Source organism: Mucilaginibacter rubeus, from assembly GCF_003286415.2.
Lineage (GTDB): Bacteria > Bacteroidota > Bacteroidia > Sphingobacteriales > Sphingobacteriaceae > Mucilaginibacter > Mucilaginibacter rubeus_A.
In genome coordinates this window covers 3,737,104-3,756,372 of record NZ_CP043450.1, presented here as the reverse complement: position 1 = coordinate 3,756,372, position 19,269 = coordinate 3,737,104, and the positions used below count along the sequence as shown (strand labels likewise).

Genomic DNA, 19,269 nt, shown 5'->3' with positions numbered 1-19,269 from the left:
TTAGCTGGTTACAAGGTCGCTGCTGTTGCCTGCTTCGGCAGGTACAGCGTAATAGCCTCCGCTAATATTGGCCGGATTTTTAAAGTATTTGGCCAAATGCGGTATGTGTTCCAAAAATAAGTTTTCGTGCCCAATAGCAACATGGTTAAACAATACTAAATGCTGATGGATCTGCCCCATATCGCCCACATGAGGCACTACCGGTACGTTGAACTTTTTTGCCAGCAGGCTGATCGTTAAAAATTCGGACACACCACCAACGCGCACACAATCAACCTGGCAAAAATCCATAGCGCCTGCCTCTAAAAAGTTTTTGAAGATGATCTTGTTAGGGATATGCTCACCTGCGGCAATTTTAAGCGGCGCAATTTCTTTAGCCAATGTTTGATGGGCCAGTACGTCATCTGGGTGGGTAGGCTCTTCAATCCAGTAAGGATTGATAGTACTTAACTCTTTACAGATGGAGATGGCCTGCGGCAGGTTCCACTTTTGATTGGCATCAAGCATGATAGTAGTTCTATCGCCTGCTTCGGCCCGAACCAGCTTTGCCCTGCGGATATCGCGCAACGGGTCGTTTGAGCCTACTTTTAATTTCATTGCCGTAAACCCGCGGTCGATGGCGCGCGCCACATTTTCCTTAATTTTTTCATCTGAGTAGTTAAACCAACCTACCGATGTATCATAGGCTTTATAACCTGTTTGCAAAACTCTGTTGCGTAGCGTACGGCCGGTAAGATTGTTCCTTAAAATGTTTTCTGCTTCTTCAATGGTTAATACATCTTCCAGGTAATTAAGGTCGAGTGTGGCTACCAGTTCTTTCGGGCTCAGATCAAGCAGGAGTTTCCAAAGCGGTACCTGCCGGCTTTTAGCCCAAAGGTCGAAACATGCGTTTACTATAGCGGCCAGCGCCAGTTGCATAACGCCTTTGTGTGGCCCCAGCCAACGGTAAGTGGGCGAGTCAAGTATCGAGCGGTAAACCGAACCGAAATCGGACATCAGTTCCTCAATTTCGCGGCCCTGCAATGTTTCGGAAAGGTATTGTATGGCTTTGCATACCAGGTCGTTGCCGGCGCCAAGGGTAAAGGCCAGGCCAATTCCTTTTACGCTGCTATCGGTATGCAGTTCGCAAATGGCGTAAGCATACTGGGTTGAATCGTTTACAGCATCAGATCCGGCGCCATTGCCTAAATTAAAACGCTTGTCGGTAACTTCAATTTTAGTAATGTACATGTAAGTAAATATATTTTGCAAATAAATTCAGACTGTTCTCCATAGAAAAGCCCTCGATAAAATCTTGTTTCCTGTGTTTATAAATCGGTTTATTATACCTTGTTGGATAAGGTATGATGTTGTAAAATTAGTGCGGTTTGATTTTTTACTTTCACTTTAATTGGCAACTTTCGATAGTATTTTTGCTTATATTTAGCTTTTGTGATCTGATCTTGTTAAAATGAAACCAATTTTAGCCGTATTGTCTGACGGGGTACAGTCAGAAGACCTTTTTGTTGCCAAGGAAGTCAGGCTTCCTTTTTTCTCCAATGAGTTTCATTTTCATGAGGAATGCCAGCTGGTCCATATTGTAAAAAGTTCGGGCAAAAGGATAATCGGCGACCTTGTTGATTATTTTGAAAGCGGTGAGCTTATTTTCCTGGGGTCAAACATCCCACACGTTTGGCACAACACACAGGAGCAAACTAACGGAGACGAACCGGAGCCTTATGCGCATTCACTATCTATCTATTTTAATCCATCGAAGTTATTGCTGCACCTTTCGGCTTTTGGAAATGTGCGCAAAATCGAGTCGTTTTTGAACAAGGCACAAAGAGGGGTGGAGTTGAAAGGCAGAAGCCGGGATATGGTAGTAAAATTAATGTACCAGATTTTGCAGCAGGAGGGGCTGCAAAAAATCATCACCCTGCTCGACATCCTGAATATCATGAGTTCATCAGATACCGAATATGATCTGCTGGCCAGTATCAACTATATCAACTACTATCAGTACAATGATAGCAAACGTATGGATCAGGTGTTTAAGTACATCTTTGACAATTTCAGGGAAGATATCTCACTAAACACAATAGCCGATGTGGCTAACATGAACACCTTTGCGTTTTGCCGGTTTTTTAAGGCCCGCACGCAAAAGTCATTTACTCAGTTTGTAAATGAAACAAGAATAGGCTATGCCTGTAAATTGCTGGGCCATAAAGAAACCAGTATTACAGATATAGCCTATGAATGCGGTTTTAACAACGTATCAAACTTTAACCGCTTTTTTAAGGTGATTAAAAAAGTAAGCCCTCGCGAATACCGGAACCAAATTTTGTCTTAGTTCCTGTTTAGGCTAAAGTTTTGCAATCTGTTTGTTGTACTATTTGCGGGTGTCGTTTCGGCCCATTTTATTTCATCATTCATGAAATGTTCGGTACGGCAGCCGTTGTTGCGGATACTTTTAATGAAATCGAAATACAGATCATTAAAAACGTATACGTTTTCTTTCAATACAGCATAGTTAGTAAGTATAAAACCAAGCGTGTTTACCTTAACTATGATCTGTTTCGAGTCATCGCATAATTTAATGAGGTTTTTAATATTGTTAACAACTGCAAGCTGGTTACTTACCGGGAGGGTGAGTTTTATTTTTAAGCCCTCGTAAAGCACTTTCATAAAAGTAGTGAAACCGCCATCCTGTTCATTGTAAGTGATGCTTATCTCATTAAAAACGGCTTTGGCTTTATCTTCATAACCCGACGCCAGGTATGACTCGGCCATAACGGTTTTTAAAATGAAAGCATATCCTGTAGAATAGCCTCGGTATACCTTATTTAAACCGTTAATAAATTTGGCTGCTTTGTTGTGTTTTTGACAGATGGTTGATGTGTATAAGGCCAACAAATAAACTACTTCTGTAAATCCTTTTGAAACACCGGTGTTTTGAACCGGATTGAAATAGAACCTGGTGATTTCGGTAAGCGACTCCTTTTTTATGATGCCATACTTGAGGTAAAACAAAATAGTTTCAATGCAGTTTACCGGGTTGATAGGCAAGTTTTGAAGCGCTTTTAAATTGTATTGCTTTAAATCATTAAAGTGTTTTTCGATTTTTGTTAAATCAAGCTGCATGATGGCAATGGCAGCAAGGCAGGTTTTTATTAAAATTTGTTGCTGGTTTGATAAGCGGAATTGTAAAAATGTTTCCAGCACTTCCTCATAACCAATATCGATAAATTCAAGGCTGATAAAGTAGTTAAAGAACTCCTCGCTGCAAACCTGTCTAAACAAATCTTCCATTCGCTCGGTCATTTTTGTGTTTACATGCTGAATTTTGAGTAATTCACCAATAAACCTGATGATCTCCGATTTTTCTTTTGGCAACAACTGTACACTTAGTAAAGCTTTAAGCTCGAACCTGTAGTCTTTATGAACTGCATTATAAATAAACCATTTTATGATAGGCAGTTTTTTATCCCTGCCGAATACCAGGTCGGTTAGGTTTACCAGGTTATCATCAAATACATAGTTATTGTTGTACATCAGTATCATAGCCAACGCATACTCCAGGGTAGTATCGTCAATCATTTTAACTACGAAGTTGAGCTTGTTTTCGCGCGAGAGGTTAAGTTCCTCAATGATCCCTGCGCTAAGCATCTCCTGGTATGCCGATCCATATTTTTTGATCAGCTCAAAAATCCTGATCTTACTAACTTCGTATACCCGGTTATCGGTATCCATTTGATTAATGATGCCGGTAATCAACAATACCTTTTCAATGGCATAATGACCTTTGTAAACATTATGATAGTAGTTTGCGGCTACAAGGTTGTAATAAGTAAGGTCATTAAAGTGGCTTAAGCTGAAATTATCGCTGTATCGCTGGTAATAGTACTGGAAGTATAAAGGATGACTTAGTTTATCAATAATAGGTAAAGTTATATCATGGGCAATATTAGGGTTTATATTATCGCAAAGTTTTTTGATTTGTTCGGTAGTAAACAGCGGCACATTAAGTTTTTGACTACTATCCATCATAAAACCGGTAAACCACAGATCAGGTTGGCCTATTATATCTTCCCTGAAGTTACTCCAGGTTGACGAACGCATGGTTAGTATCACCTTAAACCAGGGGTATTTGTGGTACATGGCTATAATATCGGCCAGTTGCTTAAATACGGTTTCGAATGTGTTATTCTTGAAATAAAACTCATCGAAACCATCTATAATTAAAATAAAGCGCCCGCTGAAATCTTCAGCCATTTCTGCAAGGCCGTCAAGGTCTTCATCTGGCGACAGGCCAATAAGCCCCATCAGCCAATGGTTAAGATGGATGTTTTGGAGCGATGAATTGAGCGTGTTACCGTTAAAAAACAGTATCAGGTCTTTTTCATCTTTTTGTGTGTTGGCTTTTATCAAATCTTTTACCCAATGGCATAGTCCAATTGTTTTGCCATAGCCTGCCGGAGCTGTAAACACAGTGGCTGTATAAGGCTGCTGCATAAATATGGACAATTGTTCATTAATAAAATTCCGGGGAATGGTATACTGAAAAGGTATACCCGAATGATTGATCTGAGTTTGCAGCGTGAAATTGGTGATCCTGTCTGCTTTGGCCGTTATCTTCCCAGGTTTATATACATGGCTTTCTTTTTTAACAACTGTCTTTTGCTTGCTTTGGCAAAATGCATCCCAACCTGTATAACCGCAAAACTCAGCCAGCGCGTTCATGGTGAATAATGATGGGGTAAACTTGCTGTAGGCAAATCCAAAAATACGTTTGAGCGTAGTCTCACTAATGCTTTTCTGGGTTTTGCCAAACAGCATTAATGATAAGGCCTTGCAATCGGCAGGGGTAATGTAGGCCATACCCGCTTTCTCCGTTAGTTCTTTTTTTAACAGATCAAAATGATAAGTCGAAAATAGATGCATAGGTAAAGGTTTTAGAGTGAATATATTAACTATATACGTCAGTCAGTCGAACAAATTAGCGCAAACAGTATCAGCAAGTAATCTTGAAAACTTATTTAAAATATTGTAAAAGGTTCAAGCAATTCCCTGGGGTAACGGGATATTGTTAATACATGGCTAAACAAATATTTTCACATATTTTGTTTAATCAATAATACGTATGTTAATTGAAAATGGATTTATATTTTATTAAAAATGATATTCCGTTAGGTTGTATTTGCTGAATGAATAAAATGAACGGAAAATGAATGCAGAAAACAGAATGAACAGACCTGCATGAATACTGAATGATATGACCAGAATGGTTTTTAATGAATGAAAAGCCTTTTTCGTATTGCATAGGTGTGATTTAGCTTTACGGAGTTCATTTCAAACATCTATGCCTTATGAGAAACCTCGCCTTTAACAAGAACGCTTTTTGGGTGTTATTTATTTTATTGGCATTGTTTAATATTAAATATGCGAAAGCACAACGGACATATGCCACATCCGAGCAACATGGTGCAACAGGCGTTGCCTGCGTAAACTGCACCGTGCTAAATGCAGCCAATGCGGCAGATGGGAATGTTCAAACATTTTCATCAATAAATGTTGTTGTTGGTGTAGCTGCACAAACCTACCAGGAATTAATATTTCAAAGCGCCAAACCATCCGGTACTCCTGTCACTGTTAAATTGGGTTCGGGCGATAAATTGCTGACGCTTACCGCACTTGGAGGCGTTTCTTTACAGGCCTATAATGGAAATACAGCCATTGGTACCCCGGTAGCAGTGGCTACGTTGCTTACAGCACTAAGTAATAACAACCAGGTTGAGGTTAGTATAACCCCAGCCCAGGCTTATGATCGTATCAGGGTAACTGTTAACGGAGGCCTTGCCGGTGTTTTGGCAAGTACTTATTTATATGATGCCTTTACTACAGGTACAGGCGCCGGTATTTGCAGCGCTGCAGTTGACGAATTACATGGTATATCATCAGGCTTATTGGGTTTGGGAGTTGATGTGGGCGGTGTAGCAAATCCCCAAAATGCTATCGACGGTAATCTTAATACTGCATCTACCTTAAATGCGGGCGTAGGTTTGCTTGGGGCATATGCCCAGCAAACTATCATATATGGAAGCCCATCGGTAATTGGTGATTCGGTACGAATGACCTTGTCAATCCCTCAATCGTTAATAGATGTGGGGCTGCTTTCGAACATTTCGGTAGCAACTTATCTGGGTAATACTTATAATAATGATCAAACAGCAATAAACGCATCGCTTTTAAACCTGCGATTGCTCGATTTGACTAACAACAGGCGGAAGGTTACCATAACCTTTGCGCCTGCTAATGTTTTTGACCGGGTACAGCTTACCCTTGGGGGCGTAGCCAACGTATTATCAACGCTTGACCTTTACGAAGCTGTTAGACTGATACCAAGACCCGTTACAAAAATTAATAATACGCTGGGCGTAACCGCCCAGATCAACTCGGGCTCAACCGCTACGCTTACTGCAAATGCTGTTGCCAACACTACTTTTCACTGGTATACCCAGGCAACAGGCGGATCGGCGGTTGCAACAGGCCCAAGTTATACTACTCCAACGCTAACAGCGTCTACCGATTATTATGTATCGGCTTCGCGTACAGGTTGTACCGATGAATCAGAACGGACAAAAATTTCACTTACTGTAGGATCTACAACACCTACACCTCCGGTTAATCCGTCGGGAGTGCGTACTTATGCCAATACGCAGGTACCAGGGGCGGGCGGTTTATTATGCCTTGGTTGTACGGTAACTAATCCGGGTAACGCAGCTGATGGCAACCTGCAAACTTATTCTACCTTAAATGTAACCGTAGGTGTTGCTGCTCAAACTTATCAAACGCTTACATTTCCCGGTGGTACCAAACCAGCCGGAACACCGGTCTCCGTTAAATTAGGTACCGGGGATAATTTACTTAGCCTTACAGCTCTTGGAGGGGTAACTTTACAGGCTTATAATGGTAATACACCTGTAGGCTCACCTGTTTCGGCGGCAACACTGGTATCGGTGTTGAGCAATAACAACCAGGTTGAATTGAGCTTTGCACCTACTCAAGCTTATGATGGTATCAGGGTTACGTTAAACGGCGGACTTGTTGGCGCACTAAGCAGCTTGTATTTATATGAAGGGTTTGTGACCACAGCGGGGCCCGCTGTATGTAATACCGCCATAGATGAATTACATGGCATATCTTCAGCACTACTGAATTTAGGTCTTAATGTAGGCGGAGTTGTGAATCCGCAAAATGCTATCGATGGAAACCTGAATACCGCATCTACTTTAAATGCGGGTGTAGGCCTGTTAGGAGCTTATGCACAGCAAACCGTAATATTTTCAAACCCATCAGTAGTTGGCGACTCGGTAAGGTTAACCCTTTCGGTGCCTGAGGCTTTGCTGCAGGTAGGTTTACTGGCAGGTTCATCAGTAAACACTTTCTATGGTAATACAGATAATAATGATCAAACCTTTTTAAGTTCCTCATTATTACAGGTTCGTTTACTCGATCTTACCAATAACAGGCGCAAAGTGGTGATCACTTTTGTGCCAGGCAAAGTTTTTGATAGGGTTCAGTTAAGATTAGGCGGCGTTGCTAACGTTTTGTCAACCCTTGATTTATATGAGATACAACGAATAATTGCCAAACCGGTAATTAAAATCAATAATGTAGCATCAAACGATGCCCAGATCTGTACAGGTACCACAGCCACATTTACTGCTACGGCTGTACCGAATACCGTGTTTCACTGGTATACACAAGCAACAGGCGGATCGCCGGTATTTACCGGGGCTGCCTTTACAACACCTGTTTTAACAGCTTCGGCAACCTATTACGTTGCCGCCATGCGGAGTGGATGCACCGACGAGTCGGACCGAACTAAAGTAACTGTTACTGTAAATGCTGTACCGGCTTCACCGGTGATAGCCAACAATACTGTTAGCGTTTGTTCAGGGCAAACCGCTACGTTTACCGCCACAAGTGTAGCCGGCGTTACCATAAACTGGTATAGCGCCGCTACCGGCGGTACTTTATTGCACACCGGTGATAGTTTTACTACACCGGCCTTAACTGCAGCTACAAGCTATTATGCAGAAGCAGTAGTTGCCGGCGGAAGCTGCGCAAGCGCTGCCCGCACCAAGGTGACCGCTAATATTACGCCGCCGCCGGTTGCGCCAACACTTACTGCTGCTAATGTTACTATTTGTAGCGGAGGTGTAGCTACCTTATCCGTAAGCGGAGCTCTGGCAGGTACTACTTATAACTGGTACACAGCCGCAACCGGAGGTACTCCCGTATTTACCGGAGCTACTTACACCACAGCAGCCTTAACAGCCAATGCAACTTATTATGTTGAGGCTGTAAATGCCGGTGGTTGCAGCAGTGCCGCACGTACCCAGGCAACAGTTACTGTTACACCACTGCCGGGTGATCCGACTGTGGTTGCCGCAAATAGTTCAATAGCAGCCGGGCAGAAAACAAGTATCAGTGTTACCAGTCCGCAGGCAGGTATTACCTATAACTGGTATACATCAGCTAATGCTGGTGCGCCTGTATTTACCGGTACTACCTTCCAGACGCCACTATTATATAATAACACAACTTACTATGTAAGTGCTGTAAACGCAACAGGTTGTGCGTCGGCAAATCGTACGGCTGTTACTATTACCGTAACTATCAATACCAATGCGCCTTGTACTTTTGCTAATCAGCAAACAATGACTGTAAATGGCCTTTGTTTAGGTTGTACAGTTACAAACCCTGCTCTGGCTACCGATGCCGATACTACTACAGCATCAACAATCAATGTGTTAGCAGGTTTAATAGGTGGAAATGTTCAGCAGGAGCTACGCTTCCAACAGGCCGGTTTCGCGGGCGATACCATTAAACTGGTATTGCAAAACCCTAATGGCCTGTTAGGTGCTGCCGTTTTAGGCAATATCGGCGTAACACTTGCCAATGGTACCACCACAACGGCAAGTTACCAGCTTAATAACGCGTTGATAAAAGTGTTCCTGCTTGCAGGTAGCTCAAACAAATACGCGGTTTATATCCCGGCTACCGGCGCTTATGACAGAATTACCGTAAGTATCAACTCTGGCCTTGCAAGTGTTTTAACACCGCTTAATATTTACTATGCTTCGCAGCAATTCCCGAAACCGGTATTTAACCCAACTGCTCCTGAAATTTGTAAAGGCAGCAGCGCGGTTGTAAATATTACTTCGCCGGCCAACGGAACATTTACATGGTACAACGCGCCAACAGGCGGAACCGTTGTACATACAGGTACATCGTTTACAACTCCGGCTTTAAATGCCAATACAACTTATTATATAGAATACACCCGTGGTACATGTACCGGTACTGTAAGGTTCCCGGTTACTATTTTGGTTGATGATGTACCAGCAGCACCAACTGTTACCGCGCAAAACGTTACTATAACCAGCGGACAAACAGCTACTTTAAATGCAACTGCCAGCAATGGCGCAACCATACAGTGGTATGATGCTGCAACAGGAGGTAACCTGGTTCACACTGGTAATCCGTTTGTAACTCCTGTACTTACTGCTAACAAGATCTATTATGCAGGTACTGCCTTAGGCAGCTGCGTATCAGCAACCCGTACACCGGTTAACATTACCGTACAGCCGATAGTGATACCAACCATATCGGTAACGCCGCCAACAGTTGCACTCAATGCAGGACAAACAACTTCGTTTACTGCTTCATCAACTACTCCGGGCGTAACCTTTAACTGGTTTACTACGCCTACCGGCGGAACAAGTATTTTTACAGGTGCTACCTATACTACTCCACCTCAATTTGCTAACACCACTTATTATGCCGAAGCTACTGTAACTGCTACCGGCGTAAAATCAGCTACAAGAGCACCAGGCGCGGTAACTATCAATCAACAAGCATCAAGTCCTGTTCCTTGCGACGCGGCTATCGACCAAACCAATACTACCAGCGGTTTATTATGCGTTGGATGCGCCGTGCTAAACCCTGCAGGTGCTGTTGATGCAGATCGCAATACTTTCTCGCAATTAAATGTACCTATAGGTTTGGTTAACTCTTACGCAAGCCAAGCTTTAAGGTTTACCAATACCGGCCTTGCCGGCGATAGTGTTGTTGTAGAGTTAGGTGTTCCGGGAACGCTGGCCAGTGTAGGCGTACTTTCACAGATCCAGATTGGTACCTATAATGGTGCAACTTTCAATAACGATTACTTTAGCGTAAACGGATCGCTTATCAATATTCAATTGTTAAGTGGTACCAGCCGCTTCAGGGTAGCCTTTAAAGCAACTCACAATTTTGATAGGGTAGAGGTTAAGCTCAACGCCGCTTTGGCAGGCGTATTCAGCGCGCTTAATGTTTATGATGCTTCGCAATCTGTAGCGGCTCCGGTTATCGCTGTTTCGCCAGTAACAACTTGCTCAGGCGCGCCAGTAGTACTTTCAGCTACAGTTCCTGCAAACGTAACTGTAAAATGGTACACCTCGGCAACCGGAGGTACCGCTGTTGGCACTGGTGCTAACTTCACAACCCCGGCCCTAAGCGCATCTACAACTTATTATGCAGAAGCAAGTCGTACAGCTGATGGTTGTACCCAGGCCGTACGTACCCCGGTTAATATTAATGTTGTAACAATACCGGCAGCGCCTGTTGTGGCTGCGGCAAATGTAACCGTGTGTACCGGCCAAACTGCAACGTTTAATGTAACTCCGGTTAACGGGGTAACTTACAACTGGTACTCGGCAGCGACTGGCGGTACCCTAATACATACAGGTAACAGCTTTTCAACTGCTGCTACCAATGCAACCACAAGTTATTTTGTTGAAGCAGTTTCAGGTACGAGCTGTATCAGCACTACCCGTACCCAGGTTACAGCAACTTTGGCCCCACCGCCAACAGCGCCGACACTTAATGCAACCAGCGTAAGCATTTGCGATGGCAGCGTTGCGACTTTAGCAGTAACCAGCCCGGCAGCCGGAAATACCTATAACTGGTATACCACAGCAACCGGAGGCACACCTGTATTCACCGGATCGACTTACACCACAGCAGCTTTACACAATAATACAAGCTATTATGTAGAGGCTGTAAACGCAGGCGGTTGTACCAGCGCCCAACGTACGCAGGCCGATGTCACCGTAGTTCCGCTTCCTGCCAATCCAACATTATCAGCAAATAATACTTCAATAGCTGCCGGACAACAAACAACCATTGGCGTTACCAATACACAAACCGGTGTTACCTATAACTGGTATACATCAGCCAATGCAGCTTCGCCGGTATTTACGGGCACAACTTTCCAGACACCATTATTATACAGCAATACTACTTATTACGTAAGCGCTGTTAATAGTACAGGCTGTACATCAGCAAATCGCACAGCGATAACTATCAATGTAACAATTAATACAAACGCGCCGTGTACATTTGCCAACCAGGAAACTGTTACTGTAAACGGGATATGCATTGGTTGCGGCGTAACTAATGAATTACTCGCGACCGATGCCGATACCACAACTGCATCAACCGTTAATGTATTAGCCGGTTTACTGGGTGGATATGCTCAGCAGGAGCTACGTTTCCAACAGCCTGGCTTCGCTGGCGATACCATTAAACTGGTATTGCAAAATCCTAATGGCTTGTTAAGTGCCGCCGTTCTGGGTAATATCCAGGTGACGCTGGCTAACGGAGCTACTCCAACTTCAACGCTTGCGCTTAACAGTGCCTTGATAAAAGTATACCTGCTTGCAGGTAGCTCAAACAAATACGCGGTTTATATTCCGGCAACGGGAGCATATGATCGCATCACCGTGAAAATAAATTCGGGAGTCGCAAGCCTGCTTACCCCGCTAAATATCTATTATGCTGCTCAGCAATTCCCTCAACCGGTATTTAACCCAACTGCTCCTGAAATTTGCAAAGGCAGCAGCGCGGTTATTAATATTACATCACCAGCCAACGGAACATTTACCTGGTACAACGCGCCGGTAGGTGGAACGGTGGTACATACAGGTGTATCGTACACAACTCCGGCTCTAAATACCAATACCACTTATTATGTAGAATACAGCCGTGGCTCATGCGCATCAACCGTAAGGTTCCCGGTAAATGTTATTGTTGATGATGCTCCGCCTGCACCAACAGTTACCGCTCAAAATGTAACTATCACCGCCGGACAGACAGCTACTTTAAATGCAACTGCCAGCAATGGCGCCACCATACAATGGTTTGACGCGCCAACAGGAGGCAACCTGGTATTCACCGGTAATCCTTATGTTACCCCGGTTCTAACTGCTACCAAAACCTATTATGCTGGCACAGCACTGGGTAATTGCGTGTCCGCTACCCGTACACCAGTAATCATCAATGTACAGCCAGTAGTGATACCTGATGTAAGTGTAAACCCTCCAACTACAACTGTTAGTCCGGGGCAGACTACTGCATTCACCGCGTCATCAACCACGCCTGGCGCTGTATTTAACTGGTTTACTACACCAACAGGTGGTACAAGTATCTTTACAGGCGCTACCTATACAACGCCGCCAGAGTTTGCCAATACTATTTATTATGCTGAAGCATCAATTCCTGCAACCGGTGTTAAATCGGCTACCAGGGCAACCGGTATAGTTACTGTAAATCAACAGGGTTCAAATCCTGTACCTTGCGATGCTGCCATCGACCAAACCAATACCACCAGTGGTTTGCTGTGTGTTGGTTGCGGTGTACTGAACGCTGCCGGATCTGTTGACGCGGATCGTAATACCTTCTCGCAATTATTGGTTCCTGTTGGATTGGTTAACGCTTATGCCAGCCAAACCCTGCGCTTTGCCAATACAGGCATTGCAGGCGACAGCGTAATAGTGGAATTAGGAGTTCCGGGAACGCTGGCCAGTGTTAGCGTCCTGTCTCAAATTCAAATAGGTACTTACAACGGCGCGACATTTAATAATGATTACTTCAGTGTAAATGGTTCACTGATCAATATTCAATTATTAAGTGGTACCAGCCGTTTCAGGATTGCCTTTAAAGCTGCCCATACATTTGACAGGGTAGAAGTGAGGTTGAATGCAGCCCTTGCAGGTGTGTTCAGCAGCCTGAATATTTACGATGCTTCACAATCGGTTCCGGCTCCTGTTATTGCCGCGTCGCCGGTTACTGCTTGTTCAGGCACACAGGCTACACTTACAGCTACTGCTCCGGCAAACGTAACCGTAAGATGGTATACTTCGGCTACTGGTGGTTCACCGGTATTCACAGGTGCTACCTTTACCACTCCGGCCTTAACCGCGTCAACAACATACTATGCCGAAGCCAGCCGTACTGCCGATGGTTGTTCGCAGGCTGTTCGTACGCCGGTACAGGTAAATGTTACCGCGCCACCTGCTGCTCCGGTTGTGGCAGTTCCTAATACAACGGTTTGTGCCGGTCAGCCTGCTGCTTTTGCCGTAACTCCGGTTAACGGTGTTACCTATACCTGGTATGCTTCGGCTACAGGCGGTACACCTATAACTACAGGTAACAGCTTTACTACTCCGGCTTTAACTGCTACCACGTCATATTATGTTGAGGCAGCAAACGCGGGCCAGTGCAGCAGCAGTGCCCGCACCAAAGTAACGGCTAATGTGACTGCAACGCCTGTTGATCCGACAGTGTCACAAGCCAGTACACAAGCCTGCTCTGGTTCAACAGTTACTTTAACAGCTTCGTCAACGCAGCCTGGTGTTACCTTCAACTGGTATACCACAGCAACAGGCGGTACGCCAGTACATACAGGTGCCCAATATGTTACTCCGGCCTTAACAGCTAATACATCATATTATGTTGAAGCTGCTACCGGCACTTGTACAAGCGCCAATCGCGCCAAGGCCGATGTTATTGTTAACCCAACCCCGGTTGCTCCGACTATTACCGTAGTGCCGGTTGGCGGGCAGATCACTTCTGGTCAAACAGCCCAGCTATCAGCTACTTCGACTACAGCTAATGTTACCTTTAACTGGTACAGCACGGCTAATGGCGGTACTCCGGTTCATTCAGGAGCAACGTTTACAACTCCGGCCTTAACCACCAACACCACTTATTATGTTGAGGCGGTATCAAATGCTACAGGTTGTATCAGCACAACGCGTACACCTGTTACTGTAATTGTTAACCCGGTATTCTCAACCTCGTGCGATTTTGCATCGACCCAAACCAACAGTACCAGTGGCGTTGCCTGCTTATTGTGCGGTGTTACAGGTGCCGATAACTCGGTAGATACGGATACTACCAACTTTAGTCAGCTTACCCTTGGTGTTGGCGCGGTAGGCTACGTAGGCCAGAAATTGATTTTTGGCGATGCAGGCCTTGCCGGCGATACTGTAACCGTGAAAATAAAAGTACCGGTTAACCTGGCATCGGTTGGTGTATTAGGTCAGCTACAGATAGGTTCCTTCAACGGCAATACCGATAATAACGACAGGATTGCGTTGAGCAGCACGCTCATCAAGGTAACCATACTTGCTGGCGGTCAAACAGCATTGGTGAAATTTGTGCCGAAAGCTGCTTACAATGCGGTGGAAGTTAGATTAACCACAACGGTATCGCTATTTAACTCGCTAAATATTTACTACGCAACCAAGCAGGTTCCGATACCTCAGCTTAATGCTAAAACGGACAATATATGCGCAGGCGGCACTGCTACATTTACCGTAGCTAATCCTGTTGCAGGTGTTACTTATAAATGGTATTCAGCCGCGGTTGGCGGAACCTTACTGCACTCCGGCAATAATTATACAACTGCTGCCCTGAATGCAACAACTACTTTCTACGTAGAAAGCAGCCGGACATCAAACAGCTGTCCTAACCCTAACAGGGTAGCGGCTACTGCAAACGTAACACCGGCGCCAGTAAATCCAATACTCGCACAAAACGCGGTATCTGTTTGCTCTGGCGATGCGGTTACACTATCGGTAACCAATGCTGCAGGTGCAACGGTGAACTGGTATGATGCGCCGACAGGTGGAACCCTGGTATTCACTGGTGCTAACTACCAGGCAACACCAATTGCTACAGTTAGTTATTATGCCGAGATTACTAACGGCAGCTGCGTAAGCCCATCGCGTACAAAAGCTACAATTACGGTAAATCCTCGTCCGGCTGCTCCTGGTGTACAAGCAAGTACCGTGCAGGTTTGCCCGGGCAGTACCGCTACTTTAGCCGTACTTAACCCTGTTGCAGGTGTTAACTACCAGTGGTTTGCAAGTGCTACCGGCGGCACAGTATTGTTTACCGGTAATACTTATACTACAATAGCTCTTACGCAGGACGCAACTTATTATGTACAGGCAACCAATGCTACCACAAGCTGTTCAAGTAACGGTGCACGTACATCGGTTGATGTAACGGTTACCAATACGCTTACCGTACCGGTACTAAGCGCGGCTACTACTAATGTATGCAGCGGTGGCAGCGCAACGCTAAGCGTTAACAACCCTGTTAACGGCTTAACCTACAAATGGTACACAGCTGCAACAGGCGGTTCGCCGGTATTTACTGGTCCGACATTTACTATTAATAATTTAACTGCCGACGCATCTTACTTTGTAGAATCATCAAACAGTTCGGGATGTACAAGCCCAAGCCGCGCTCGTGCGGATATTACGGTGCAGCCGATACCTACTGCTCCGGTTGTGCAGGCCAATGCTGGCGGTCTAAACGTATGTGAGGGCGAATCAACAAGCCTGAGCATTGCTAATCCTGTAACAGGTGTGGTTTACCGCTGGTACACCGCCGCAACTGGTGGTACACTGTTATACACAGGTACACAGTTTAATACACCGGTATTAACGGCTAATACAACATATTATGTAGAAGCGGCTCAGGCCGGTAACTGTAATGCTTCAGCCCGTACACAGGTAAATGTTACTGTTAACCCGCTGCCGGCAGATCCGGCACTCGCCAGCAACAATGTACAGATTTGTTCAGGTTCGCCGGCTACGTTGAAGATCCAGTCGCCGGTGGCCGGTATCACTTATCAGTGGTTCAGCACGGCGTCTCAAACTACAAAACTGTTTGAAGGCGCAACCTATGTAACTGGTCCGCTTACCGCTAACGCGACTTATTACGTTGCCGCGGTAAATGCTTCGGGTTGCCAAAGCGCTAACTTAACTATCGCCCAGGTAAGCATCCAGGCAGCACCGTCTGCTCCGGTGATTGCCAATGGCAGCACGGTACAAACCTGTATCAACAGCATTGTAACACTCAATATCTCAAATCCACAAGCAGGCTTTACCTACAACTGGTACAGCGCAGCCACAGGAGGAGCACCATTATTTACAGGTACCAGCTTCAATACACCGGCACTGGCAGGTAATGTAACTTACTATGCCGAGGCGGTGAACAGCACCGGTTGTACATCAACAGGTCGTACATCGGTAAGTATCAACGTTAATCAAATACCAACCGCGCCAACCGTAACCGCGCAGGGTGGTGGGAATACCAGCGTATGTTCGGGTGGTACCATAGCGCTTACAGCCACCAGCACAACAGCTAACGTAAGCTTTAACTGGTATACGGCTGCAACCGGCGGCGCGCCAATATTTACCGGTGCAACTTACACAACGCCACCGCTTACCGCCACTACAACCTATTACGTTGAAGCCGTAAGTAATGGCAGCTGTACGTCAACAACACGTACCGCGGTGCAGGTAACCATTGGCAATACTACGGCTCCAACACCGCAGGTAGTAGCGGCAGATCTGTCGGTATGTCAAAACAGCGCGGCTATAATCCATATCAGCAATCCTGACGCGGGCACCACCTACAACTGGTATAACGTAGCAACTGGCGGTAGCTCGCTTTATACCGGTACAGCGTTTACAACACCAGTGTTATCGGCTAATACAACCTATTATGTACAGGCATCAAACAGTCAAAACTGTAATGCTTCTGCAAGGCTGGCGGTAAATGTGGTTATTGTGCCTCAGCCAAATGCACCGATACCGGCACTGTCCAACGTGCCTGTGTGCGCCGGCAGTACAGCTACTTTATCGGTACAATCGCCGCAGGCCAATATTATTTACAAATGGTACAGTAACGCGGCACGTACTAACCTGCTGTTTACCGGTTCAACCTATACAACTGATCCGATCCAGGCAAATACAACCTTCTATGTTGATGCCAGCAACGGATTATGTGCAAGTTCTTCGGCAGCAACTGTTCAGGTGACTATTTCTGCACCGCCATCAACACCGCTGCTGGTTAACAGCACGCCGACTGCTTGCGGTGGTTCCCAGGTGCTGTTAAGTATCTCAAACCCACAACAGGGCTTTAGCTACAACTGGTACACAGCGGCTACTGGCGGTACACCGGTTTACACTGGAATAAACTTTACTACGCCTTTGTTAACGACAAGTACAACTTATTATGCAGAAGCGGTGAACGGTACAGGCTGTAGTTCAACGTCAAGAGCATCGGCAACGGTAACCATACTCGGTGCTCCAACTGCGCCTACGGTGAACGGGCCAAACGCGGGCATTTGCCCTGGTAGCACAGCCACGCTTACTGTTAACAGTACTGCTAACGTTACCATCAAGTGGTACGCTAATGCAACCGGCGGCACAGCACTGGCTACCGGGGATAGCTACACTACACCGGCGCTTAATCAAACTACCACTTATTATGCCGAGGCATCAAACAGCGGTGGTTGTAACTCCGGTACACGTACATCGGTAACCGTACAGGTATTGCAAAAGCTTGCAACACCGGTAGTTAACGTTACAGAAACCACTGCAGTAAGCATAACCTTTGGTTGGGCGGCAGTAACAGGTGCTACCGGATATGAAATAAGCCTGAACAATGGCTCAACTTTTAGCAGCGTAGGTACAGCGCTTACCTTCAAGGTTGATAACCTTCAGCCGTTGCAAAGTGCCACCATTGTGGTAAGGGCTTTGGGCGCATCGGGTTGCGAGCTGAGTGATAATTCGGCAGCGGTAACGGGTACAACAACCAATCCGCTTGGTAACAGCATATTTATCCCTAACGCCTTCAGCCCTAACGGCGATGGCAATAACGATACGTTCCTGGTATTTGGCACCGTGATAAAAGGCATGAATATGTCAATCTATGATCAGTGGGGTGGATTGCTCTTTAAATCTACCAATCAGTCGGCCGGATGGGATGGAACCTATAAGGGTAAGGCACAACCAGTGGGTGTATATGTATACTACGTTGAGGCCACACTTAACGACGGACAAGTGATCAAAAGAAAAGGAACTATCAATCTACTACGATGAGAAATAAAATCACAATTGTAACCCTGCTGCTTCTTATTGTGGTAGCAGGGCGGTTATCAGCTCAGGTTGATCCGCATTTTTCACAGTACTACGCTTACCCGTTATGGCTCAACCCTGCATTAACCGGAGTTATCAACGGCGATTCGCGTGTGAATGCAAACTTTAAAAGCCAGTGGGCAACAATCAATAACGCTTATCAAACTGCTGCTATCTCTGCCGATATGCGGACAACCGATAAGCTGAGCCTCGGTGTCAATATCCTCGACCAGTCATCGGGCGGGCATAGTTTCAATTACCTGAGTGCTTATGGGGCTTTGGGGTACGCTATCTCCATTTCGGCCGATGGTAACCAGCGTTTAAGTTTTGGTGTACAGGCCGGTATCATCAACCGTAGTTTTGATATGAATAAGCTACAGTTTGGCAGTCAGTACAGCCCCATAGGCGGTTTTGATCCCAACATGCCAAGCTTTGAAAACTTCAATACCACTAACAGTACCGTATTTGACGCCAACGCAGGGATCTTTTACTATGATGGTGACCCGTTTAAAGATGTTAACGCTTTCGGCGGTGTAAGTGTTGGTCACTTATCAAGACCTAAAGATGCCTTTTCGGCAACTTCTGGCGGAAAAATCCCGATCAGGTACACCGTGCATGGTGGTTTAAAGATCAAAGCTTCTGATTTCTTCGACCTGACACCAAACGCGGTCTATATCAAACAGCAATATGCTGACATAAAAGGACTGGGTGCCTACTCCGAATTTAAATTTCAGAACGATAACGGGCTCATTTTAGGCTTTCTTTACCGCTTTAAAGACGCTGCCGTTGCCGATGTAGGTTACCACGTAAAGAGCCTCATTATAGGCGCCAGTTATGATGTAAACACATCGTCCTTAAACCGTGCCACAGGTGGTAATGGAGGCTTTGAACTATCGCTGAGCTATATATTCCGCAAACGTATACAGGAGCCAGAACCTGTTTGCCCAAGGCTTTAATCGCT

Annotated in this window: 5 protein-coding genes and 2 pseudogenes; 5 read left to right on the top strand and 2 right to left on the bottom strand. The window is 45.4% G+C overall.

Annotated elements, in window-relative coordinates:
* Complete coding sequence (locus tag DEO27_RS14750; protein ID WP_112573770.1) at nucleotides 1-1,230, bottom strand: enolase C-terminal domain-like protein; 1,230 nt, start codon at nucleotides 1,228-1,230, stop codon at nucleotides 1-3.
* A 220-nt stretch (nucleotides 1,231-1,450) separates the two neighbouring features.
* Between DEO27_RS14750 and DEO27_RS14745 the strand changes: the two genes are divergently transcribed.
* A complete protein-coding gene (locus DEO27_RS14745) occupies nucleotides 1,451-2,329 on the top strand; it encodes an AraC family transcriptional regulator (protein WP_112573769.1) in 879 nt (292 codons plus the stop codon).
* On the opposite strand, the gene DEO27_RS14740 is transcribed toward DEO27_RS14745, so the two are convergent.
* The gene (locus tag DEO27_RS14740; RefSeq protein ID WP_112573768.1) at nucleotides 2,326-4,920 is read right to left on the bottom strand and encodes an NACHT domain-containing protein; all 2,595 of its coding nucleotides are present in this window, start codon (nucleotides 4,918-4,920) and stop codon (nucleotides 2,326-2,328) included. The two genes, DEO27_RS14745 and DEO27_RS14740, sit on opposite strands and share 4 nt — an antisense overlap.
* Nucleotides 4,921-5,345: 425 nt before the next feature.
* On the opposite strand from DEO27_RS14740, the pseudogene DEO27_RS31985 reads away from it, so the two are divergent.
* The 4 genes and pseudogenes from DEO27_RS31985 to DEO27_RS14730 all read left to right on the top strand — a co-directional run.
* Nucleotides 5,346-12,059: pseudogene (locus DEO27_RS31985) on the top strand (hypothetical protein); the annotation flags it as partial.
* Nucleotides 12,005-12,121: pseudogene (locus DEO27_RS31980) on the top strand (hypothetical protein); the annotation flags it as partial. The pseudogenes DEO27_RS31985 and DEO27_RS31980, both read left to right, overlap by 55 nt.
* Nucleotides 12,114-18,272: a gliding motility-associated C-terminal domain-containing protein gene (locus tag DEO27_RS31975; RefSeq protein ID WP_410505400.1), complete on the top strand. Its 6,159-nt coding sequence runs from the start codon at nucleotides 12,114-12,116 to the stop codon at nucleotides 18,270-18,272. The pseudogene DEO27_RS31980 and the gene DEO27_RS31975, both read left to right, overlap by 8 nt.
* The gene (locus DEO27_RS14730; RefSeq protein WP_112573766.1) at nucleotides 18,269-19,264 is read left to right on the top strand and encodes a PorP/SprF family type IX secretion system membrane protein; all 996 of its coding nucleotides are present in this window, start codon (nucleotides 18,269-18,271) and stop codon (nucleotides 19,262-19,264) included. Before DEO27_RS31975 ends, DEO27_RS14730 begins: the two co-directional genes overlap by 4 nt.
* Nucleotides 19,265-19,269 lie beyond the last annotated feature (5 nt).

Coding starts and splice junctions, on each gene's coding strand:
- DEO27_RS14745 (WP_112573769.1), top strand. CDS start 1,451: ATGAAACCAATTTTAGCCGTATTGTCTGACGGGGTACAGTCAGAAGAC.
- DEO27_RS14730 (WP_112573766.1), top strand. CDS start 18,269: ATGAGAAATAAAATCACAATTGTAACCCTGCTGCTTCTTATTGTGGTA.
- DEO27_RS14750 (WP_112573770.1), bottom strand. CDS start 1,230: ATGTACATTACTAAAATTGAAGTTACCGACAAGCGTTTTAATTTAGGC.
- DEO27_RS14740 (WP_112573768.1), bottom strand. CDS start 4,920: ATGCATCTATTTTCGACTTATCATTTTGATCTGTTAAAAAAAGAACTA.